The organism is Spiribacter curvatus (genome assembly GCF_000485905.1).
Taxonomy (GTDB): Bacteria; Pseudomonadota; Gammaproteobacteria; order Nitrococcales; family Nitrococcaceae; genus Spiribacter; species Spiribacter curvatus.
The window spans coordinates 670,288-691,828 of sequence record NC_022664.1 but is presented as its reverse complement, the minus strand read 5'-3'; the positions used below and the strand labels follow the sequence as shown (position 1 = coordinate 691,828).

Here is a 21,541-nt window from a genome sequence, read left to right as displayed (position 1 = left end):
CATTGTCCCACACCCCCTGCCGATTGGTGCCAGCGTGGTATTATTTCTGTCATGGAGAACGCCGACCCGGATGAAATCGCCAAGTTTGATCAGGATGCCGACGACTGGTGGGATCCAAACGGACCATTCGCGCCGCTTCATGCCATCAATCCGCTTCGACTCGACTATATCGAGCGCTGCGGTGGACCCATCCGCGGCCGGCGGGTGGTTGACGTGGGATGCGGCGGCGGCCTGCTCACTGAGGGACTGGCGGAGCGCGGGGCAGCCCGGGTCAGCGGGATCGATCTGGCCTCGGAGACCATCGAGGTCGCTCGCCAGCATGCGCGGGACCATCACCCATCAATCGAGTATCACGCGACGCCTGCGGAGTCGTTCGCCGCGGCGCATGCCGGCACGTTTGATGTCGTCACCTGCCTCGAGCTTCTTGAGCATGTACCCGACCCGGCATCGGTGATTCACGCCTGCGCAACCCTCGTGCGCCCGGGCGGTTCGGTCTTTTTCTCAACAATCAATCGAAACACCCGCGCCTGGCTGTTCGCGATCGTTGGCGCCGAACGGATCCTGGGACTGCTACCCAGGGGCACCCATGATGCGAGCGCTTTCATCCAACCCGCCGAGCTCGGCCGCTGGGCTCGGCAGGCCGGGCTGAATCTCCGCGATCTCACCGGGCTGCATTACAATCCGATCAGCCGTCGCTACACACTCGGCGGCGACACCCGGGTGAACTATCTTGCCCACTGCCGGCGACCGGAGGCGGTATGAGCACGACGGCCGATGACCGCGCCCACGCGGTTCTGCTCGACCTTGACGGGACCATGCTGGATACCGCGCCTGACCTGGTCGACAGTCTCAATCTGTTACGCGACGAACGCGGGCTGCCGCCCCTGCCGGATGAGGACTTCCTGCATGCGGTCGGCCATGGCAGCGTTCCGATGATCGCTCGTGGTTTCAACCGTCATCCGGGCGACGAGGGGTTCGACCAACTTCGGGAGCGCTTTCTCGCCATCTACGCCGAGCGTGTGAGTCGCCGGACCAGCGCCTATGAGGGTGTGGATCAGACGCTTGCCGCCCTTGAAACCGCCGGCATCCCGTGGGGCATCGTCACCAACAAGCCAGGCTGGCTGACCGCGCCACTGCTAGCGGATCTCGGTTATGCCGGGCGACCCGCCTGCGTGGTCACCGGAGATAACCTGGCACGTCGCAAACCGCACCCGTATCAGGTAACGGAGGCCGCCCGCCAGCTTGATCTGCCGCCAGCGGCGTGTCTGGTCGTCGGCGACACGGAGCGTGACATCCGCGCCGGTCGACAGGCCGGAACCCTGACGCTGGTTGCGTTATATGGCTATCTCAGTGGCGACGATCACGTTGAACACTGGGGCGCCGATGGACTGATCGGTCATCCCGCCGAACTCCTGCGCTGGGTCGCCGATCCAGCGACTCCCCATCGCCAAGCCATCGCGGTCTGAATCATGGAACCGATGCAATACTGCCGGCGCAAGGTCGCGCCGGACGGATCGAGCCTCTATTACGCACTTCTGTTTGCACCGGCCGAGGCACGCGACGGGCTGACCGCGCTTGCCGCCTACCGTGCCGAGGTGCTGGAGATCCCCCGTGAGGTCAGTGATTCTGGAGTCGGGGCCGTCAAGCTCAACTGGTGGCAGGAGGAGCTTGAACGATTGGCCGCGGAGTCGCCGCGGCATCCGGTCACCCAGGCCATGCTGCCCACGCTCCAACACCACCAACTGGACATGGATGGCCTGAGCGAGGTCATTGAGGCGAGCCGGATGGATCTCGAATACGGCCGCTACCCGACCCTGCGCGAGCTCACGCTCTACTGCCACCGCGCGGGCGGGGCCATTGCCGATCTCGCCTGGCGGATCGGGGGGTCGGAAGGCATGGATGCCGCGCCATTCGCGCATGATCTGTCCATGGGACTCGAGCTCACACGAATGCTGCGTCATCTGCGTCGGGATGTCCGCGCCGGCCGGCTGTACATCCCCGAAGACGAGCTCACGATGAGCGGGCTGAGTAGCGAGGACCTGCTCGCCGCCGACCGAAACGATGACGTCCGGGCGCTGCTGGGTCGTCAGGGGGACCGCGCCCGGCGCTTTCTCGATAGCGCCATCAGTCAGCTCCCCGACAATGCCCGGCCCCAGCAGACCTATGGCCTGATCCTTGCCGTGCTGCACCGCCAGTTGCTGGAGAGTATTGGCAGCGACGGCTATGCCGTGACCGACCGGCAGGTCCATCTCACACCGCTGCGCAAGCTCTGGCTCGCCTGGCGGACCGCGCGACGGCCGCACAAAGTCCACCCCCGTCCGGAGCCCTCATCGACATGATCGAACCCCTTACCGCCGCTCGCGACACCGCCGTCAACGCCGGACGACTCGCCGGTCAACGCATTCTGATCACCGGCGCGGCCGGCGGGCTGGGGTCTGCCCTCGCCGAACGGGCGGTCGCCGAGGGCGCGGATGCCATCCTCCTCGACAAATCCCTGAAGGGGCTGGAATCGCTCCATGACCGGATCGAGTCGGCCGGTCATGGACAACCGGCACTCTATCCACTGGATCTGATGGGAGCCGGACCGGATGACTATGCCGACCTTGCCCAGCGGCTCGACGAATCACTGGGCGGTGTGGACACCATCGTCCACGCGGCGGCTGACTATGGGGAACCCGCGCCCCTCGGACTCTACGACCCGCAGGCCTGGCTCAAGTGCCTGCACGTCAATATCAACGCGGCGTTCCTGCTGACCCAGGCCCTGCTGCCCATGCTCCGGGCCCACCACGGGCGGGTGATCTTCGTGACCGATGAGGCGGGCCGGGCCGGCCGTCCAGCCATGGGCGCCTATGGCGTCAGCAAGTGGGCGGTTGAGGGGATCGCGGCGACGCTGGCCGCGGAATACTCCGAGGCCCACCCGGTCATCAGCTGCAGCGTCGATCCGAGTGCGCTGCAGTCGCCACTGAGGCGACAACTTTTTACCGGTGAAACGGTCGATGAAGTACCCACGGCCGACGCGGCCGCGGGGGCACTCGCGCGGCTTCTCGATCCGGTTAATCCGCCCGTGAACGGGACCCAGTATCGCGTGGTCGTCCGACAGAGATGACCGGCTTGTGACAAGCCGTCAGGAAGTGCAAATATCCTCAACATTCGAACAGGACTGGAGAATAATCCCATGGGATTTGCCCTATCGGCCATGCAGGCACGCAGTAATGCCTTTGGCCCCCAACAGCCTATACCGGTACGACATACCGGCGAAGGCGATGACATCGCCCCCTCACTCCATTGGACCGGGGCACCGGAGGGAACCCAAGGGTTTGCGGTGATCTGCCACGACCCCGATGCACCGCTGATCAGCCCCGGCAGCTATGGCTTCGTACACTGGGTCTACTACAACATCCCTCAGGAAGTGACCGCGCTTGAGGAAGGCAGCGAGGCCTATACCCATGGCGTCACCGACTTCGGCCGTCAGACCTACGGGGGCCCGATGCCGCCCGAGGGACACGGCGTCCATAACTACTACTTCTGGGTGCTGGCCCTCGATCAGTCGTTGCAGCTCGAACCGGGCCTGACCATGTGGCAGTTCCTCGAACAGGTCGAGCCCCATGTCATCGGTATGAGTCGGTTGATCGGGACCTACGAGCGCTGAGCATCACTGCTGCCGTAGGCGCACGCCGGCTGTAGCGGGCAACGCCCGCAGCGCGGCGAGCGCGGTCGGCAGTAGTCCTTTCCCACCGCTACGATCAGGGCATGAGCCTCATTGAAGCGCGCTGCATCCGGGGGCAGCGCGGCATGGAAGGCAGCCTGCAGTGGCTCGTACCCGATATCCGCCGGTACGACGCCAACCCGCGAGAAAATCCGCCGGGTGTAGGCGTCGACGACGAACACCGGCCGATTGAATCCGTACAGCAATACATCGTCCACACTCTCCGGCCCCAGTCCCTTCACGGCAAGCAGCGCCGCTCGGGCGGTGGGAGTCGGCATGGATCGCAACCCTGCCTCGCCCCCGAGCTCGAGCCATGTCTCACAGGCGGCAAGCAGCCGCCTGGCCTTGACGTTGTAGTAGCCACTCGGGCGGATGCATTCGCGAAGCGCATCGCCCGGCGCATTGACGATCGCGGTGGCGGACAGCCAGTCACGGGCACGGAGCCGGGCGATGGCCTGCTCGACGTTCCGCCAGGCGGCATTCTGGGTCAGGACGGCGCCGACCAGCACCTCGAATGCCGTCTCGGCGGGCCACCAGTCCTGCGGGCCGAAGGCCTCGGACAGCCGCTCGATCAGCCCCGGGAGGGGGCGAGGATCAGGCACCATTATCACTCACCGCCGGCGCTCACGGGTCCCGCTGCGGCGGGCACCCGGTTTACGGCCAGCGGCGCTCGACGCCTCCGGGGGTGTATCGGTCAGGCCCACCCGATTGGCGAGGTCGCGGATTTCGCCAGGCGTCAGTGATTGATACTGACCCTCGCGGAGGCGTGGTGGCATCTCGTAGGGACCATACTGGACCCGGATCAGGCGGCTCACCTGCACTCCCTGCGACTCCCACAGCCGCCGGACCAGTCGGTTCTTGCCTTCACGCAAGCGCACCCGATACCAGCGGTTGGCCTGCTCTCCCGGATCAAGCGCCTGGATCGACTCGAACGCCGCATTGCCATCATCCAGGGCTACACCGCTGAGCAGTCGCTGACGCACGCCCTCCTCGACCGGGCCGTAGATCCGCACCGCGTAGTCCCGCGCCATCTGCCAGGCGGGATGGGCGAGACGATTGGCGAGTTCGCCATCGGTTGTCAGCAGCAACAGCCCGGAGGTGTTGATATCGAGACGGCCGACTGACAGCCAGCGACCCGACTTGAGCCGCGGCAGTCGCGGGAAGATCGTCTTGCGCCCCTCGGGATCATGGCGGGTGACGAGCTCCCCGGTCGGCTTGTGATAGGCGATCACCTGGCGCTCACCGGCCGAGCGCGCCGCCGCGCCCACGAGCCGGCCATCAACGCGGATTCGGGCATCATCGTCCACCCGATCGCCGAGCGTCGCGCGCCGACCGTTCACCTCCACCCGGCCGTCATCGATCTGCCGCTCCATCTCGCGGCGCGAAGCGATCCCGGCTCGGGCGAGGACTTTCTGCAATTTCTCCGAGGTCATTATTTTCCTTGTTCCGGGCTATCCATCAGTGTGGGCAATTCGCTCAGGCTACTGAGATTGAAGTGATCGAGGAAGTCGCGCGTGGTGGCGAATACCGCCGGCCGCCCGGGGCTGTCCCGGTGTCCCGCGACTCGGATCCAGCCCCGCTCCTGCAGCGTGTGCATCACCGAGGTGCTGGGCGGTACGCCGCGAACGGCCTCGATCTCGGCGCGGGTCACCGGTTGCCGGTAGGCGATGATCGCCAGGGTCTCGAGCACCGCGCGTGAATAACGCGCCGGTTTTTCCTCCCAGAGTCGCGCCACCCAGGGGGCATAGCGCTCGGGCACCTGCAGCCGCCAGCCGCCTGCCACCCGTTTCAGCTCGACACCGCGATCGGTCAGTTGTGTCGCGAGTCGATCCAGCGCCGCCTCCAGAGTCGCTCGATCCGGCGGTGTATCGCCGAACACGGCCTGCAGCTGCTCGATATTCAGCGGCGTCCCGGCGGCCAGCAATGCCGCCTCAATGATGCGCTCCAGCGCCGGATCATCCATCGCGCTGAAGGGCCCGCAGGTAGAGCGGCGCGAAGGGCTCGGACTGGACCAGCTCGAGCAGCGACGCCTTGAGTAGCTCGAGAATGGCGAGGAAGGTCACCACCACGCCAGCCCGCCCTTCCCGGGCATCAAGCAGATCGGTCAGCGCCACGAATCGCTCAGCGTCGAGACGCGTCAGGGTCTCGCTCATGCGCTCGCGGACCGAGAGCGCCTCGCGCTGGATTTCATGGTGGCCGTTCAGTGCCGAGCGTGCCATGACCGCCGCAAAGGCGCCGAGCAGCTCATCCATGCCGATCGCAGGGGCCGGCCTGAGCATCTTTTCAACCGATGTTGCGGCCTGGGCAGGGAACAGGTCGCGGGCCACCCGCGGGAGTGCATCGAGCCGCTCACCGGCATCACGGAACTGCTCGTAGTCGCGCAGCCGCCGCACCAGCTCGGCACGCGGATCGGGGTCTTCCTCGCCGTCGCTGACCGGTGGCCGGGGCATGAGCATCCGCGACTTGATCTCGGCGAGCATGGCGGCCATCACCAGGTACTCGGCCGCGAGTGTCAGACGCCTTTCGCTCATCAGATCAACATACTGCATGTACTGATCCGTGATGCGGGCGATGGGGATGTCGAGGATATCGAGATTCTGACGCCGTATCAGGTACAGGAGCAGATCCAGTGGCCCCTCGAAGGTCTCGAGAAACACCTCGAGCGCATCCGGCGGGATATACAGATCATGGGGCAGGTCCGGATAGGGCTCGCCCCGCACCGTGGCGATACTCATCGCTGACGGTAGTCCAACCCAATGGCGGCGCGAACCTCTTTCATGGTCTCGCGGGCCACGCTACGGGCGCGGTCGCAGCCCTCGTTGATGATCTGCTGGACATGGCCGGGATCGGCCTCGAGCGCCGTCGCGCGCTCGCGGATCGGCGCCACTTCGGCCTGCATGGCCTCAATGAGCGGCTTCTTGCAGTCGAGACAGCCAATACCCGCCGACCGACAGCCATGCTCGACCCATGAACGGGTGGCATCGTCGGCATAGACTTTATGGAGGTCGAACACTGGGCATTTCTCCGGCTCGCCGGGGTCACTCCGCCGGACGCGGGCCGGATCCGTGGGCATGGTGCGGATCTTACGGTCGATATCCGCGTCCGACTCGCGCAGTGACAGGGTGTTGCCGTAGGACTTCGACATCTTGCGCCCATCAAGGCCGGGCATACGCGGGGCCTGCGTGAGGAGCGCCTCCGGTTCGGTGAGCACACTCCGCCCGCCCCCGTCGAGATAACCCACGAGTCGGGCGCGATCGGCAATGGTGAGATTCTGCTGGCTCTCCAACAGCGCCTTGCCCTCGCCCAGCGCCTCCGTATCCCCGGCTTCCTGATAGCGTCGGCGCAGCGAGCGATAGAGCCGGGCCTGTTTTTTGCCCATTTTATTGATCGCCGACTCGGCCTTGTCCTCAAACCCCGGCTCACGGCCGAACAAATGGTTGAAGCGTCGCGCCAGCTCGCGGGTGAGTTCGACATGCGAGACCTGGTCCTCGCCCACCGGCACGCCACTGGCGCCGTAGATGAGGATGTCGGCGCTCTGCAGAACCGGATAGCCAAGGAATCCATAGGTTGCCAGGTCGCGGTCACGCAGCTCTGCAATCTGATCCTTATAGGTGGGTACCCGCTCGAGCCAGCCCAGCGGTGCAATCATCGAGAGCAGCAGATGCAGTTCAGCGTGCTCCATCACTCTCGACTGGATGAACAGCGTCGAGAGGTTGGGATTGACGCCGGCGGCGAGCCAGTCGACCACCATGTCCCAGACGCTCTGCGAGATGACCTCGCGGTTTTCATAGGCGGTGGTCAGCGCATGCCAGTCGGCGACGAAGAAAAAACAGTCGTGGTTGGCCTGCAGGTCAACCCAGTTGCGCAGCACGCCGTGATAATGGCCAAGATGAAGGCGCCCGGTCGGACGCATGCCGGAGAGGATGCGATCGCGGCTGGCAGGGGATTGGCTCAAGGTAACCTCCGCATGGAACGTTTGATTGCATGCATGATAGCGGATTAAGCCTGGAAAACGTGGCCATCTCCGGCACCGTGGCGGATCACCTCGGGCCGCTCGCCGCTCAGATCGACCACGGTGCTTGGCTCGAGCCCACCGGGACCGCCATCAATCACCGCATCGACCTGTCTGCCGAGCCGCTCGCGCATGTCGACCGGATCGGTCATGGGAACGGTCTCTCCCGGCAGCAACAGCGTGGTGGTGGTCAGCGGCTCCCCCAGCGCCTCGAGCAGTGCCTGGGCCACTGGGTGGTCGGGGACACGGATGCCAATGGTCTTGCGCCGGGTATGCTGGACCCGACGCGGGACCTCTGCCGTGGCCCGCAGCACGAAAGTATAGGGACCCGGCACATGGGCTTTCAGCAACCGGAAAGCATTGTTGTCGAGGCGTGTATAACTGCCGATATCGGAGAGATCGCGACACGCCAGAGTGAAGTGATGGCGCTCCTCGAGGCCACGGAGCTGGCGGATCCGATCGACGGCGGACTTCTCACCCATCGCGCAACCAAGGGCATACGTCGTGCCGGTGGGATAGGCAATGACACCGCCCTGCTGGAGGATCTCCACGGCGCGGCGGATGAGCCGTGGCTGCGGCGTGCGTGGATGGATCTCGAAGTACTGGCTCATGACGGGCTCCTCTGGTGTCGGCCGGGCACAGGTATGGTAGCGTTTCGACAGTTTAACGGACGGGATCCTATGTACTACGCCATCATCAGTGAAGACGTTGACGACAGCCGGGAGCGCCGGGCCGGCGCCCGCGAAGCCCATATCGCACGACTCGAGCACCTGCGGGATGAAGGACGCCTGCTGGTTGCCGGACCGACGCCGGCGATCGACGCCCTCGACCCCGGCGAGGCAGGCTTCAGCGGTAGTCTGGTCATCGCCGAGTTCGAATCACTCGCCACCGCCCGCGCCTGGGCCGACGACGACCCCTACGTTGCCGCCGGTGTCTACCGGGATGTGACGGTCAAGCCGTTCCGCAGGGTCCTGCCATGAGTGACATCCCACGCAGCGAACGCCCGGCCATGATCCGCGAGCGACTCCACCAGGCGCTCTCTATTGAATCCCTCGAGGTCGAGGACGACAGCCACCGCCACGCCGGACATGCCGGCGCACGCGCTGGTGGAGGTCATTACAACCTGCGTATCGTCAGCGACGACTTTGCCGGCCAACGCCGCCTTCAGCGGCATCGCCAGGTCTATGACGCCATGGGGGATGCGATGCGCAACGACTGTATCCATGCCCTCAGTATCGAGGCACTCACGCCGGCCGAGGCCCAATCACAGCCACCTGAACAAAGCGAGTAACCCTATGCATTCAACCCCGCTCAAAGCCCTTCAACTGATGGTACCGGCACTGGCACTCACCCTCGGTCTGGGGCTTGCCCAGGCACAGGATGAAGCTGAGTCCGCGGAGACCGGCGAGGAACAGGAGATTCAGGTTCTTGCCGAGATCAACGGCGAAACCATCACCGAGCGTGAGCTCGATCAGCTGGTCTCCCAGCAGACGCAGGGGGAATCAGAGATCCCGCCCACCCAGCGTCGTCAATTCCTCGAGGAGATCATCAATCTGATGCTGCTCGCTCAGGCCGGTGACGCCGCCGGTATCGACGAGGCACCGGATGTGGCCGCTCAGCTCAACAATGATCGGCGCCGCACACTCGCCCAGGGCTTTGTGCGCCAGCTCACCGAGAGCGAACCCGTCGCCGAGTCGGTGCTCCGGGAGCGCTACGAAGCGGTCTATGGCGCCGAGGCACCGCGGGAGTACAAGGCCCGGCATATCCTCGTTTCCGACCGCGTACAGGCATCAGCCATCATCGATCGCCTCGCCGACGGTGAATCGTTCACCGAGCTCGCCGGCCAGTATTCCGAGGACGGCACCTCACGTGACGGCGGCAACCTAGGCTGGTTTGCCCCAGATGACATGGTTGATCCATTCGCCGAGGCGGTTGCTGCACTCGAACCCGGCGCCGTTACCGATGAGCCAGTGGAGACGCGCTTCGGATTTCATGTGATCCGCCTCGACGAAACCCGCGAGACCGAGGCGCCAGCGTTCTCCGATGTCGCCAGTCAGCTACGGATGAGCATCGTCAACGAGCGCATCCAGGCCGAGCTCGAGGGGCTTCGTGAGGACGCGGACATCGACTACGAGGCGAATTGGACCAAGCCCGACAACGGCTGACGCAACCACCGGGCGAGCCGCCCCGCTCCGGGGCGGTCTACCCCACCAGGGCTGTGAAGCCCGATTCGTCCAGTAGCGTCACACCGAGTTTTTCGGCCCGGTCGCGCTTGGATCCAGCATCCGCACCAGCCACCACATAATCCGTCCGCCCGGAAACGCTGGCGGTCACCCTGCCGCCCAGTGCCTCAATCCGAGCCTTAGCCTCATCGCGAGTGTAAGCGGACAGTGTCCCGGTGAGCACGAAGGTCTTGCCTTCAAGGGGTAGCGACTGCGCCGACGGCGGCGTGGACGCTGACGACGGCCAATGAACACCGGCGGCGATCAGGGCGTCGATGACCTCGCGATTATGCGGCTGAGCGAAGAATCGCCGCACCGATTCCGCGACGACCGGGCCGACATCGGGCACCGCCGTAAGGGCATCATCGTCGGCCGCGATCAGCCCATCAAGCCCACCAAAATGCGTCGCCAGCGTCCGCGCGGTCACCTCACCCACCTGATCGATCCCGAGGGCGTAGAGAAATCGTGGCAGCGTCGTCTCCCGCGAGGCATCAATGGCATTGAGAAGATTGGTGGTCGAGCGCTCGCCCATACGCTCAAGGCCCAGCAGGTCACTGCGGGTAAGCGCATAGAGATCAGCCGCCGTCTGGACCCGTTCCCGCGAGACCAGCTGCTCAATCAGTTTCTCGCCCAGCCCGTCGATGTCCATGGCGCGGCGCGAGACAAAGTGCATGAGCGCCCCCATCCGTTGCGCGGGGCAGTAAAGCCCTCCCATGCACCGATGCGCCGCTTCGTCATCGATGCGCACCACGTCGGAACCGCAGACGGGGCAGGCCGGCGGCATCTGCCAGGGATGGGTATGCGCCGGCCGCCGCGACTCGATCACACTGACCACTTCGGGGATCACATCACCGGCCCGCCTGACCATCACCGCGTCTGACTCACGGACATCCTTGCGCCGAACCTCGTCAAGGTTATGCAGTGTCGCGCGGGTGACCGTCACACCGCCGACCTCCACGGGCTCCAGGTCGGCGACCGGAGTAATGACCCCGGTCCGGCCTACGGAGGGCATAATGGCATTGACCTGGGTGGTGGCCTCGCGTGCCGGAAGCTTGTGCGCCAGTGCCCAGCGTGGCGCTCGGGCAGTGGCGCCGAGTCGCTCCCAGACAAGGCGATCGTTGACCTTGTAGACCACGCCATCGATCTCGTAATCGAGGCCATCGCGCGCCTCGATCAGCCGCTCACGATAGGCCAGGCAACCGTCCGCACCCGTGACGCGGCGAACCTGGTCGTTGACGCGAAACCCCCACTGCCCCAGCCGCTCGAGTACGGCCTCGTGCGTTGTCGGGAGGGACGCGCTGGACTCACCAACACCGAACACGAACAGCGTCAGCGGTCGACGCGCGGTCATGCGCGAGTCAAGCTGTCGCAGGCTGCCCGCCGCAGCATTGCGGGGGTTCGCGAAGGGCCGCTCACCGTGCGCCAATCGACGCTCATTGAGTCGCTCGAAGTCCTGGCGGCGGATCACGACCTCGCCGCGCACCTCCACACGGGCGGGCGGGTCCGCGCATTGCAGTCGCAGCGGCACACTGCGGATCGTGCGGGCGTTAGCGGTAATTGCCTCGCCGACTCGGCCATCCCCACGCGTTGCCGCTGCGACGAGCTGCCCGTCCTCATAGCGAAGGTTGACCGACAGACCATCGAGCTTGGGCTCAGCCATATACTCGATCTCGCCAACGCCCAGCGTCTCGCGCAGGCGCCGGTCGAAATCAGTGAGATCGGCCTCGCTGAATGCATTGGCCAGGGACAGCATCGGCTCGCCATGGGCGAGCTCCTCGAATGCCGCGAGCGGCGCTGAGCCAACGCGCTGGGTCGGCGAATCATCGGTCTGCAGGTCGGGACTTCGGCGCTCGATGTCGATCAGCTCCGCCATCAGTCGATCGTATTCGGCATCAGAGATGGCCGGATCATCCCGGACGTAATAGCGGTGGTTGTGATATTCCAGCTGTTTGCGAAGGCTCGCGGCCCGTTCGGCGGCCGTCGCGTCAGCCCCGGTCACGACGCTCCGTCCCGCCGCCGGTCGGCGACACGCGCCCGACGCCGGTATTCGAGCAGCTCCTCACGCAGATGCTCGATGGCCTGCGTGGTCAGATCGCAGCGACGACCATCCAACAACTGTCCACCCAGGGTCTGGGCGACCCGACGGGCGGTGGTCAGCATCATCTCGAACGCCGCAAGGCCGTCGAACGGCGCCGGTAGCTGCATGATCAGCACGATACCCGGCGTCTGGGTCGCGCCAGGATTGCTGGCGTCAAAGGTGCCCGGCTCGACGATATTCGCGACAGTGAACAGCGCTACCGGACCGTCATCGGTTTCAAGCGTACGCTGAAAAACCCCCTGAGCAGTCAGCCGCAGCCCTGCAGACTCAAGGACTTCGGCCACGCCGGCCCCGTTGTAGGGGACCGTCTCGGGCGCCATCACCGACAGGGCGATGATCTTTTCCTCGCCCACGGCACGACCCCGGACCTCGGCCAGCTCGTCGACCGGCGGCTCCGCCGCTGAGGGTGGCTCCGCCGCAGGGGCCGGCTCTGCGCTGTCCCCCGGGTTTGGCGCTGGCGTTGGCGTTGGCGTTGGCGTTGACGTTGGCTCAACGACCCGCGCCGGACCCAGGATGTCGTCGTCGTCATCGTCCAGCGCTGGTTCGCTATAACCTGCAAATGGCTCACGCTGCGCACGCCCCCTCCGGCGCCAGGGTGGCCCGTCACGACGCCAGTCCTGGAGACGGGCATAGCCATAGACCCCGGCGATGATCAGGATCCCCAGGCCCAGTAGTATCCAGCGCAATTCGTCCATTCCAAGTTCCATTCCCGCTAACGGGCATCAGGTTGCAACGCCGCCTGTCTCAACTCAAGTATCGTCGCGGGTCATTTCCACCGCCGAGGCCACATCCACCGCCACAAGTCGGGACACGCCGGGCTCTGCCATGGTCACGCCCGCCAGGTGGCCCGCTGCTTCCATAGTGGTCTTATTGTGAGTGATCACGATGAATTGGACATGATCGGACATACTCCGCAGCAGATCACAAAAGCGGCCGACATTGGCCTCATCGAGCGGCGCGTCGACTTCATCGAGCATGCAGAATGGCGCCGGGTTGAGCTCGAAGATCGCGAACACCAGCGCCACGGCGGCCAACGCCTTCTCGCCACCGGATAATAGATGGATATTGGTGATGCGCTTGCCAGGTGGCCGCGCCATCAGCGTTACACCGGTCTCGAGCAGATCGGCCTCGGTGAGTTCCAGATATGCCTCGCCGCCGCCGAACAGCGTCGGGAATAGTCGCTGCAAACCGGCATTGACCGCATCAAAGGTGCTGCGAAAGCGGCTGCGGGTCTCACGGTCAATGCGCTGGATGGCGTTTTCCAGCGTCTCGAGAGCCGCGCTCAGGTCGGTGTGCTGCGCATCCAGATAGTCCTTGCGCTCGGCCAGCGTGGCCTGCTCCTCGATGGCGGCCAGGTTGATCGGCCCCAGGGCGGTAATGGCGCTGGACAGGCGTTCCAGCTCGGCGGCGTAATCAGCCTCCCGGGCCTCCGCGGGCAGCGCCTGCGCCAGCGTATCGGTCGCCACCGACATCGACTCAAGCTGCTCGCGCTGGGTCTTGAGACGGGCTTCGATCTCGATACGTCGATGACGCAGGGATTCACACGCCTCACGGCGCTCTCGAACCGCCTGCTCCGCCTGCATTCTCTCGCGGTCGAGCCGGCGCAGCGTCTCCTCCCGATCGTCCAGCGCCTGTCGGGCCGCGCTCAGCGCGTTTTCGGCCTCGGCCCGCTCGGCGAGCAGTGACTGCCGCTCGGCCTCGTGGTCCTCATCCGGGTCCGCCAGCGTATCAATCGCCGACTGCAGGTCATCGGCACGCGCCTGAAGGCGCGCGTCCTGCTGTTCAAGCCGGGCGATCGCCTGATGGCGCGATTGACGGGCCGTCTCGGCACGCTCAAGGCGAAGCGCGACCGCCTGGCGTCGATCGCGGACCGCGCTGGCCGCCTCGCGGGCGGCGTCGAGCGCAGCCTGTGCCGACCGGCAATCATCATCCAGCGGCCGCTGACGCTGCGCGGCCGTCTCGGCCTCGGCCCGGGCCTCACGGTGTCGGGCCCGGGCCGCATCGAGCGCCGATTGGCCCGCCGTGATTGATTCAAGCAATTCAGCGCGCTCCGCCGCCAGGCGCGCGCACTGCTCCTCGCGGGCCGCGCGCCGGGACTGTACCGATTCACGATGCGCCTGCGCGGCCGCCTGATCACGATCCAGCGCATGGCGACGATCCACCGCTACCTGACGGCGGGATTCAAGGTCTTCGAGGCGGGCATCCACCGCCGCCAATCGGGACGCCGCATCGCTGATCGTCGTGCGCGTCGAATCGATGCGGGCGGTGACCGCCTCAATGGCCCGTGCACGGGCCACGACGCCGGCTTCCGGGTCGTCCGGCGTCGCCCGCAGGCGCAGCCAGCCCTGCCCGTACCAGCGCCCCTCCGGCGTAATCACCGATTCCCCCAGCGCTAGCTCCGCGAGCCATGCCCGCGCCTCATCATCATCCATCGCGCCATGTACCCGGGAGAGGAGATCGGTGACAGCCACCGGACCGGACACCCTTGCGGCCAGTGAGGTGCGCGGCGGAGCGGCGGGGTTGCGCCCATCCTTCGATGCACCGGTATAGAGCATGACCTCACCGCTATCGGGGATCGTCCACACACTGTCCATTCCGTCGGCATCCGGCCACTCGACCGCCTCAAGTGCACGCTCAAGCACCCACTCCACCGCCATTTCCCAGCCCGTCATGACATCGATCTGATCAGCCAGGCGGCGGCTGACGTCAATGCCATGGCTGTCGAGCCAGCGGGCGATGTCCCGATCACTCCCCAGGGCCTCATCCTGCAGCGTCTGTAGCGACGCAAGCCGCGCCTGCTGTGCGGTCAATGCCGAGCGCTGCGCGTCGAGTTCTGCCTGGATTGGACCGCGCTCATCACGCGCCATCGCGAGGCGAGCATCCAGGCTCGCCACGTGCTCGTCGATATCCTCGCGCTCGGATGTCAGCGCCTCGATGGTCCCGGCCGTGTGGTCGGTGTCTTCCTTTTCCGCCGCGGCGAGTGACGCCCACTCCGCATCAATACGCTCAAGGCGTCGATTCTGCTCCTGGTGACGCGCCTCCTGCTGCTCGATCCACGTTTGCTCCAGCTGGATCCGCCGCTGCGCATCGCGGTCGACCTCCGCCACGGTATCGCGGGCCTCACGGGCGTCCTCAAGGCGTTTAATGGCGGCGCTGACCTCAGCGTCGGCGAGGCCCAGCGCCCGGTCGGCCTCGGCAAGCGCCGGTGTCTCAGTAGCAATCGTCTCCTCAAGCGCCTGTGCCTCTCGGCGATCGTCGGCCATCGCGGCATCGTTATCGACGATCAACGCCTGTGTCTGTTCGAGTTCGCGCTGACTGCGCGCGCGTGCATCGCGATCATGGCGGATCTGCTGCTCCAGCGTGGCGAGCGCCGACCCCCGCTCGTAATAACGCGCCTGGACAGCGTTGAGATGATCGCTGGCGGCCGTCTGTTCGGCGCGCAGCGACTCCATATCGCGCTCACCACGCCGCTGCTCGGCCATCCGCGCCTCGAGCGCGGTCTCCTGCGCGTCCAGATCCGACCGCAGTGCGTCGTTATCCGCCTCCAGCCGACGGATCCGAAGCCATGTAAGCTCGGCCTGGCGCTGGCGCTCCTCCGCCTTCAGCGACCGGTAGCGCTCGGCGGTACGGGCCTGATCATTGAGCCGGTCGAGCTGGCGGACGACCTCGCCGCGCATATCGTCCAGCCGCTCGAGGTTCTCGCGGGTATCGCGGATGCGCCGTTCGGTCTCGCGGCGGCGTTCCTTGTAAAGGCTGATGCCGGCGGCCTCTTCCAGGTACGCACGCAGCGCCTCGGGCCGTGCCTCGATCAGTCGCGAGATCGTGCCCTGTTCGATGATCGAGTAGCTGCGCGGCCCGAGCCCGGTCCCCAGAAAGACATCGGTGATATCGCGACGCCGGCAGCGACTGCCGTTGAGACAATAGGCCGATTGCCCGTCGCGGTTGACCTGACGGCGGATGGCGATCTCGCTGAACCCGGCGTACTGCCCGCCCAGTGAACCGTCCGCATTGTCGAACACCAGCTCGATGCTGGCCTGTCCCACGGGTTTGCGGCTGCCGGATCCACTGAAGATGACATCGGCCATCGAACCGCCGCGCAGATGCTTCGCGGAGCTCTCGCCCATCACCCAGCGCACGGCGTCGATGATGTTCGACTTGCCACAGCCGTTCGGGCCGACGATGGCGGTGATGCCCGAACCCAGCGGGACCGGCGTGGTGTCGACGAAGGATTTGAAACCGCTCAGGCGGATTTTACTGAGCCGCATCGACGCGGGCGTCCCTGTTGCCGTGCAGCATTCAAGATACTCATTTTCCCCGAGAGGAGGAACCAATGCGCCGGTAGAGGGTGCTGCGACTGATGCCCAGCGTCTGCGCGGCGCGACTGACGTTACCGCCGTGCTCCGCCAGCGCCGCCTGAATATGGCGTTGCTCCACGGCTCGAAGGTGGGTATCAGGACAGGCCTCAGCCGACATGTTCCCGACGTCCGCCTCCAGAATGACATCAGGCAGATCCGCCCGTGTCACCGGCGCGCCCGGTCGGCGTAACGCCAGCGCCGTCTGCATGACGCTGTGCAACTGACGCAGATTGCCAGGCCATGAATAGGCGAGAAGCCGCGCGCGGGCATCCGGTGAAAGCGTCGCCATGGGATCCTCCTCGGCCAGAAGCCGGTCGATCAGCGGCTCACGATCGCTGCGCCGGCGAAGCGGCGGCAATTCGATCCGCAATCCGCACAGCCGGTAGTAAAGGTCGGCGCGAAACGCACCGGCTTTGACCCGGGCTGCCAGATCGCAGTGAGTGGCGCTGACCAGCGCAAAGTCCACCGCCCGGGGCTGACCGCCCCCCACCGGCAGGACGGTGCGCTCCTGGAGGACCCGCAGCAACCGGGTCTGAAGCGCGATCGGCATGTCGCCGATCTCGTCGAGGAAGAGTGTTCCGCCATTGGCTTCGGCGATGCGACCCTCGGCACCGCGGGGGTTTGCGCCGGTAAATGCTCCCGGGGCATAACCAAACAGTTCGGCCTCGGCAAGGCTCTCGGGGATTGCCGCGCAGTTGACGGCGACGATCGGCCCGTTCGCCCGCGGCCCCGCCGCATGGAGGGCCCGCACCACCCATTCCTTGCCGGTGCCGGTCTCGCCCTCGATCAGAAGGGGGATATTACGGACGAAGACACGATGGGCACGACGGAGTGTATCCGCCACTGCGTCATCCCCGGCGTGCAACCGCTCGAACGTCGTGCCATCGGACAGCGCAGCCGCCGGCGTCGAACCGTGGATGCGCGACGGCGGCGCGACCAGTCGCAGGCAGGTCATGATCCCACTGAGAGTCCGCCGCAGCGGCATCGATTCGTCACTGCGCAGCAAGCCCTCGAACGTCTCCTCAAAAAGCCCTTCGAAGCGCTCGCCCACGCAGTCGTCACCGAAGTAGCTGCGCGCCACCTCGTTCAGGGCCAATACCCGTCCATCACCATCGAGCGCGAGAATCCCCTCGCTGAGGGTGCCCAGCAGCTCCGGCCGCGCATGGAGATGAAGGTGAAAGCTGTCGGCGAACTCCGCCGTGAGCCAGCGGTTTTCGATCATTCGTGCGCCCATCCGCACCAGCCCCAGGGCATGGATCTGGCGGGCCGACTGATCCCCGGAGACATCCAGCAGGCCAATCACGGTCCCCGCCGTGTCACGGATCGGCGCCGCCGCACAGGTCAGGAACGTATTGCACTGCAGATAATGCTCGGGGCCGTGGACCGACGCTGGACCGGCCTGTGCCAGCGCGAGGCCGATGGCGTTGGTCCCGCGCACCGGCTCGCCCCAGCATGCACCCGGCGCCAGTGCAACGCGCTGACTGCGGGCATGGAAATGCGGGTCACCGTGGCGCTCGAGGATCGTGCCGTGCGCATCGCAGAGCAATACGGCACTGTTGCTGCCGCTGATCTGGTGATACAGGTTTTCGATTTCCGGCAGCGCCAGCGCGATCAGCGACTCGTTGTCGGCCCGGGCCGCCCGCAACGCCGCCGCATCAAAAACGGCATCAGCCGCCTGTTGCCGCGGTGAGAGCCCGGCCGCCGCCACCCGCTGCCAGGAGGCCGCCACCCCATCCGCCACACCGGCCGGCGTGCGCTCACCCGCCAACAGCTGACGCCGCGCGCCGGCAAGCCGGGCGCGATCGTTAAACGGCCGCTCGTCCATCGCCCTCCTCCTCTGTCGCAGTCCGCGACAGACTGTTCTAAAACGGCACACAGGCCACCCGTCTCTAGCGGACAGGTTGAGTAGCACGATCGCCCAGTCCCGGGCGCGACGCAAGCGCCGGGCGCGCAGCCATCAATTGGCGCGGATCTTGCTGGGTGCCTGGTGCGGGCACGCATCGCGTCCCGACCCATAAAAACGGAGGAGAGACCATGATCTACGCCAATCCCGGCAGCACGAACGCCATCGTCCATTTCAAAAGCGAATATCAGAATTTCATCGGCGGCGACTGGCTGGCCCCGCTCGACGGCGAGTACTTCGATAATCCCACACCGGTCACCGGGCAGACCTTCTGCCGCATTCCGCGCTCCAAGGCAGCCGACGTCGAAAAGGCGCTGGATGCAGCCCACGCGGCAAAGGCGGCCTGGGGCAGGACGGCGGTGGCCGAGCGCGCCGTCATTCTGAACACCATCGCCGATCGCATGGAGGCCAACCTCGAGGCGCTTGCCGTGGCGGAGACCTGGGAGAATGGCAAGCCGGTCCGGGAAACGCTGGCGGCCGATCTGCCGCTCGCGATCGATCACTTCCGTTATTTCGCCGGCGTCATCCGTGCCCAGGAGGGATCACTCGGCGAGCTCGATGACGACACGGTGTCCTATCAGATCCATGAACCCCTCGGTGTGGTCGGTCAGATCATTCCCTGGAATTTCCCGATCCTGATGGCCACGTGGAAGCTGGCGCCGGCGCTGGCGGCCGGCAACTGTGTGGTACTCAAACCCGCCGAACAGACACCGGCCAGCATTCTGATGCTCACCGAGCTGATCGCCGACCTGCTGCCGGCCGGTGTGCTCAATATCGTCAACGGCTTCGGCGCCGAGGCGGGCAAGGCGCTTGCCTCGAACCCGCGGATCAGCAAGGTGGCCTTCACCGGAGAGACCACCACCGGGCGACTGATCATGCAGTACGCATCGGAAAACCTGATTCCGGTCACGCTGGAGCTGGGCGGTAAGTCACCCAACGTGTTTTTTGATGACTGCTTTGCCGCCAATGACGGCTTCCGGGAGAAAACCCTCGAGGGGTTCGCGATGTTCGCCCTCAATCAGGGTGAGGTCTGCACCTGCCCGTCACGGGCACTGGTGCAGCGCTCGTTCTATGGCGACTTCATGGATGCTGCGCTTGACCGGGTGGCCCGCATTAAAACGGGCAATCCGCTTGATACCGAGACGATGGTGGGCGCGCAGGCATCGCGCGATCAGCTGGAAAAAATCATGGCCTATCTGGATATCGGCCGGCAGGAGGGTGCCAGAGTCCTCGCCGGCGGTGAGAGTCTGGACCTGGGCGGCGAACTGAGCGGTGGCTACTACGTTCAGCCCACCGTCTTCGAGGGCGACAATCGCATGCGCGTCTTCCAGGAAGAGATTTTTGGCCCGGTGGTCTCGGTCACCGGCTTTGACGATCGGGATGACGCCCTGAGTATCGCCAATGACACGCTGTACGGACTCGGCGCGGGCCTGTGGACGCGCAACGTCAACACGGCCTATCGCATGGGCCGCGGCATTCAGGCCGGGCGTGTGTGGACCAACTGCTATCACCTCTACCCCGCGCACGCGGCGTTTGGTGGCTACAAGCAGTCAGGTTTCGGTCGCGAAAACCACCTCATGATGCTCGCGCACTACCAGCAGACCAAGAACCTGCTGGTGAGTTACAGCGAGTCACCGATGGGCCTGTTCTAGGCGGCCGTATAACGCCTGCCCCGGCGGGCCGATTCCAAACCGTGCGGACCGGACGCCGTCGGTGCCGGTCCGCGTGCTGCGGACGAGGAGACAACAATGAACACGAATGAAATGGGCGTTGTGGCGACACCCGCGGCCGAGGCACTGATCGCCGAGTTGCAGCGGCGCCACGGGCCATTGCTGTTTCACCAATCCGGCGGTTGCTGTGACGGGAGTGCACCCATGTGCTATCCCCGCGACGAATTCAGGGTGGGCGCGCGCGATGTCCATCTTGGCGACATCGGCGGACAGCCCTTTTACATCGGCGGCGACCAGTATGCGCTCTGGGCGCACACCCGATTGATCATCGACGTGATCGAGGGGCGTGGCTCCGGATTCTCACTGGAAGCGCCCGAGGGCAAACGCTTCCTGACCCGGTCTGAACTGTGCAGCGTACCTCCGCGGGATCAGCCACCGGCGGCCAGATAGCGCTGGATGCGACTCACCGCCGTTGCCAGTCGGTCGGTGTCGGTGGTGTAGGCGAAGCGCAGATGCCGCTCGGGTGCCGTGCGTTCAAAATCCAGTCCGGGGGTCACCGCCACACCGGCCTGTTCAAGCAGTCCGCTTGCAAGATCGGCGCTGTCATCGCCGAGCGCGGTGATATCGGCATACAGATAGAACGCCCCGGCAGGATTGCCCGGGATGTGGAAGCCGAGGTCGCGCAACGCCGGCAGCAGAAAATCCCGCCGTTGTCGGAACGCCTCTCGGCGTGACTCGAAAATCTCCAGCGAGCGCTCGGTGAAGCAGGCGAGCGCCGCATGCTGCGCCGGTGTCGAGGCACTGATGAACAGGTTCTGTATCAGCTTCTCGGCCACCGGTATCCAGTCCGGCGGCACCACCATCCAGCCGAGCCGCCAGCCGGTCATGCCGAAATACTTCGAAAAACTGTTCACCACGATGGCATCCGGTGCCTGGACGAGTGCCTGTGCGGGCATACCGTCGTAATCAAGGCCATGGTAGATCTCATCGACCACCAGCCCGATCCGCCGCTGCTGCGCCAGTGACCCGAGGCCCGCGAGTTCTGAGGCGGTGGCGAGCGTACCGGTCGGGTTACCGGGCGAGCCCACCAGCATGGCAGCCGTATCCTCATCACAAGCGGCGTCGGCAAGCTCGGGCGTGAGCTGATAGTTGGTCGCGGCGTCGACCCGCACCGCTCGTGGCACGGCATCCAACAGCTCGACAAAATGGCGATTGCAGGGATAGCCCGGATCCGGCAGGAGAACATTGCGGCCCGGGTCGGTGAGCATCGCCATTGCTACCACGAGCGCACCACTCGCCCCGGGGGTGATCAGGATGCGCCGGGCATCGACCGATACGCCGTAGCGGACCGCATAGTGGCCGGCGATCGCCTCGCGCAGTGCCGGCAGACCCGCCGCCGGCAGGTAGCCCGTATGGCCATCGGCGAGCGCCCGGACACCGGCCTCGCGAACCGGTGTGGCGGTGGGGAAGCCGGGCTCGCCGATCTCCATGTGGACGACGTCGTGCCCGTCGGCCTCGAGTTCACGCGCCCGACCGAGTAGCGCCATGACATGGAAGGGTTGGATGCGATGGCTG

21 protein-coding genes are annotated in these 21,541 nt (G+C 65.6%); 10 read left to right on the top strand and 11 right to left on the bottom strand.

What is annotated here, in order from left to right:
* Positions 1–51 precede the first annotated feature (51 nt).
* The 5 genes from ubiG (at position 52) to SPICUR_RS03420 (ending at position 3,649) form a co-directional block, all read left to right on the top strand.
* Positions 52–762 carry a bifunctional 2-polyprenyl-6-hydroxyphenol methylase/3-demethylubiquinol 3-O-methyltransferase UbiG gene (gene ubiG, locus SPICUR_RS03440; protein ID WP_023366081.1) on the top strand — a complete coding sequence of 237 codons (711 nt, stop codon included), beginning with the start codon at positions 52–54 and terminating at the stop codon, positions 760–762.
* Positions 759–1,466, top strand: coding sequence for an HAD-IA family hydrolase (locus SPICUR_RS03435; RefSeq protein WP_023366079.1), 708 nt, complete (start codon positions 759–761; stop codon positions 1,464–1,466). The genes ubiG and SPICUR_RS03435 overlap by 4 nt, the downstream gene beginning before the upstream one ends.
* Positions 1,467–1,469: 3 nt before the next feature.
* Positions 1,470–2,339: a squalene/phytoene synthase family protein gene (locus tag SPICUR_RS03430; RefSeq protein ID WP_041381639.1), complete on the top strand. Its 870-nt coding sequence runs from the start codon at positions 1,470–1,472 to the stop codon at positions 2,337–2,339.
* Positions 2,336–3,106 (top strand): SDR family NAD(P)-dependent oxidoreductase, encoded by a 771-nt coding sequence (locus SPICUR_RS03425; RefSeq protein ID WP_023366075.1) that lies wholly within the window; start codon positions 2,336–2,338, stop codon positions 3,104–3,106. The genes SPICUR_RS03430 and SPICUR_RS03425 overlap by 4 nt, the downstream gene beginning before the upstream one ends.
* 69 nt (positions 3,107–3,175) lie before the next feature.
* Complete coding sequence (locus tag SPICUR_RS03420; protein WP_023366072.1) at positions 3,176–3,649, top strand: YbhB/YbcL family Raf kinase inhibitor-like protein; 474 nt, start codon at positions 3,176–3,178, stop codon at positions 3,647–3,649.
* Here the strand turns inward: SPICUR_RS03420 and SPICUR_RS03415 are convergent.
* The 6 genes from SPICUR_RS03415 to SPICUR_RS03390 are packed head-to-tail and all read right to left on the bottom strand — an operon-like array spanning position 3,637 to position 8,329.
* Positions 3,637–4,311, bottom strand: coding sequence for an endonuclease III domain-containing protein (locus SPICUR_RS03415; RefSeq protein ID WP_023366070.1), 675 nt, complete (start codon positions 4,309–4,311; stop codon positions 3,637–3,639). The genes SPICUR_RS03420 and SPICUR_RS03415 overlap by 13 nt on opposite strands.
* Before the next feature lie 6 nt (positions 4,312–4,317).
* A complete protein-coding gene (gene rluB / locus SPICUR_RS03410) occupies positions 4,318–5,139 on the bottom strand; it encodes a 23S rRNA pseudouridine(2605) synthase RluB (protein WP_023366069.1) in 822 nt (273 codons plus the stop codon).
* A complete protein-coding gene (scpB, locus tag SPICUR_RS03405; protein ID WP_023366067.1) occupies positions 5,139–5,669 on the bottom strand; it encodes an SMC-Scp complex subunit ScpB in 531 nt (176 codons plus the stop codon). Before scpB ends, rluB begins: the two co-directional genes overlap by 1 nt.
* Complete coding sequence (locus SPICUR_RS03400) at positions 5,662–6,441, bottom strand: segregation and condensation protein A (protein WP_023366065.1); 780 nt, start codon at positions 6,439–6,441, stop codon at positions 5,662–5,664. The genes scpB and SPICUR_RS03400 overlap by 8 nt, the downstream gene beginning before the upstream one ends.
* Entirely contained in the window at positions 6,438–7,661 is a 1,224-nt protein-coding gene (locus SPICUR_RS03395) for a tryptophan--tRNA ligase (protein WP_257719851.1), read from the bottom strand. The genes SPICUR_RS03400 and SPICUR_RS03395 overlap by 4 nt, the downstream gene beginning before the upstream one ends.
* 44 nt (positions 7,662–7,705) lie before the next feature.
* Complete coding sequence (locus SPICUR_RS03390; protein ID WP_023366061.1) at positions 7,706–8,329, bottom strand: L-threonylcarbamoyladenylate synthase; 624 nt, start codon at positions 8,327–8,329, stop codon at positions 7,706–7,708.
* Positions 8,330–8,398: 69 nt separating this feature from the next.
* Here SPICUR_RS03390 and SPICUR_RS03385 point away from each other — a divergent pair, with 69 nt between their 5' ends.
* From SPICUR_RS03385 to SPICUR_RS03375, 3 genes are read left to right on the top strand one after another with little or no spacing between them, the layout of a single operon-like run.
* The gene (locus tag SPICUR_RS03385; protein ID WP_023366059.1) at positions 8,399–8,698 is read left to right on the top strand and encodes a YciI family protein; all 300 of its coding nucleotides are present in this window, start codon (positions 8,399–8,401) and stop codon (positions 8,696–8,698) included.
* Complete coding sequence (locus tag SPICUR_RS03380) at positions 8,695–9,009, top strand: BolA family protein (RefSeq protein WP_023366057.1); 315 nt, start codon at positions 8,695–8,697, stop codon at positions 9,007–9,009. Before SPICUR_RS03385 ends, SPICUR_RS03380 begins: the two co-directional genes overlap by 4 nt.
* 4 nt (positions 9,010–9,013) lie before the next feature.
* Positions 9,014–9,883, top strand: a complete 870-nt coding sequence (locus SPICUR_RS03375; protein WP_023366055.1) for a peptidylprolyl isomerase — start codon at positions 9,014–9,016, stop codon at positions 9,881–9,883.
* A gap of 37 nt (positions 9,884–9,920) precedes the next feature.
* Here the strand turns inward: SPICUR_RS03375 and ligA are convergent, their stop codons facing one another.
* The 4 genes from ligA to SPICUR_RS03355 are packed head-to-tail and all read right to left on the bottom strand — an operon-like array spanning position 9,921 to position 18,218.
* Entirely contained in the window at positions 9,921–11,939 is a 2,019-nt protein-coding gene (gene ligA / locus SPICUR_RS03370; RefSeq protein WP_023366053.1) for an NAD-dependent DNA ligase LigA, read from the bottom strand.
* Positions 11,936–12,745 carry a cell division protein ZipA gene (zipA, locus tag SPICUR_RS03365; protein WP_077176310.1) on the bottom strand — a complete coding sequence of 270 codons (810 nt, stop codon included), beginning with the start codon at positions 12,743–12,745 and terminating at the stop codon, positions 11,936–11,938. Before zipA ends, ligA begins: the two co-directional genes overlap by 4 nt.
* 42 nt (positions 12,746–12,787) lie before the next feature.
* Positions 12,788–16,303, bottom strand: a complete 3,516-nt coding sequence (gene smc, locus SPICUR_RS03360; protein WP_023366049.1) for a chromosome segregation protein SMC — start codon at positions 16,301–16,303, stop codon at positions 12,788–12,790.
* 40 nt (positions 16,304–16,343) lie between these two features.
* Positions 16,344–18,218 (bottom strand): sigma-54-dependent Fis family transcriptional regulator, encoded by a 1,875-nt coding sequence (locus SPICUR_RS03355; protein ID WP_023366047.1) that lies wholly within the window; start codon positions 18,216–18,218, stop codon positions 16,344–16,346.
* A 209-nt stretch (positions 18,219–18,427) separates the two neighbouring features.
* Between SPICUR_RS03355 and exaC the strand changes: the two genes are divergently transcribed.
* Entirely contained in the window at positions 18,428–19,948 is a 1,521-nt protein-coding gene (exaC, locus tag SPICUR_RS03350) for an acetaldehyde dehydrogenase ExaC (RefSeq protein ID WP_023366045.1), read from the top strand.
* A gap of 96 nt (positions 19,949–20,044) precedes the next feature.
* On the top strand, positions 20,045–20,416 hold the full coding sequence (locus SPICUR_RS03345; protein ID WP_051373231.1) for a DUF779 domain-containing protein: 372 nt from the start codon (positions 20,045–20,047) through the stop codon (positions 20,414–20,416).
* Here SPICUR_RS03345 and SPICUR_RS03340 read toward each other — a convergent pair.
* Entirely contained in the window at positions 20,395–21,513 is a 1,119-nt protein-coding gene (locus SPICUR_RS03340) for an aminotransferase class I/II-fold pyridoxal phosphate-dependent enzyme (RefSeq protein ID WP_023366041.1), read from the bottom strand. The two genes, SPICUR_RS03345 and SPICUR_RS03340, sit on opposite strands and share 22 nt — an antisense overlap.
* Positions 21,514–21,541: the final 28 nt, after the last annotated feature.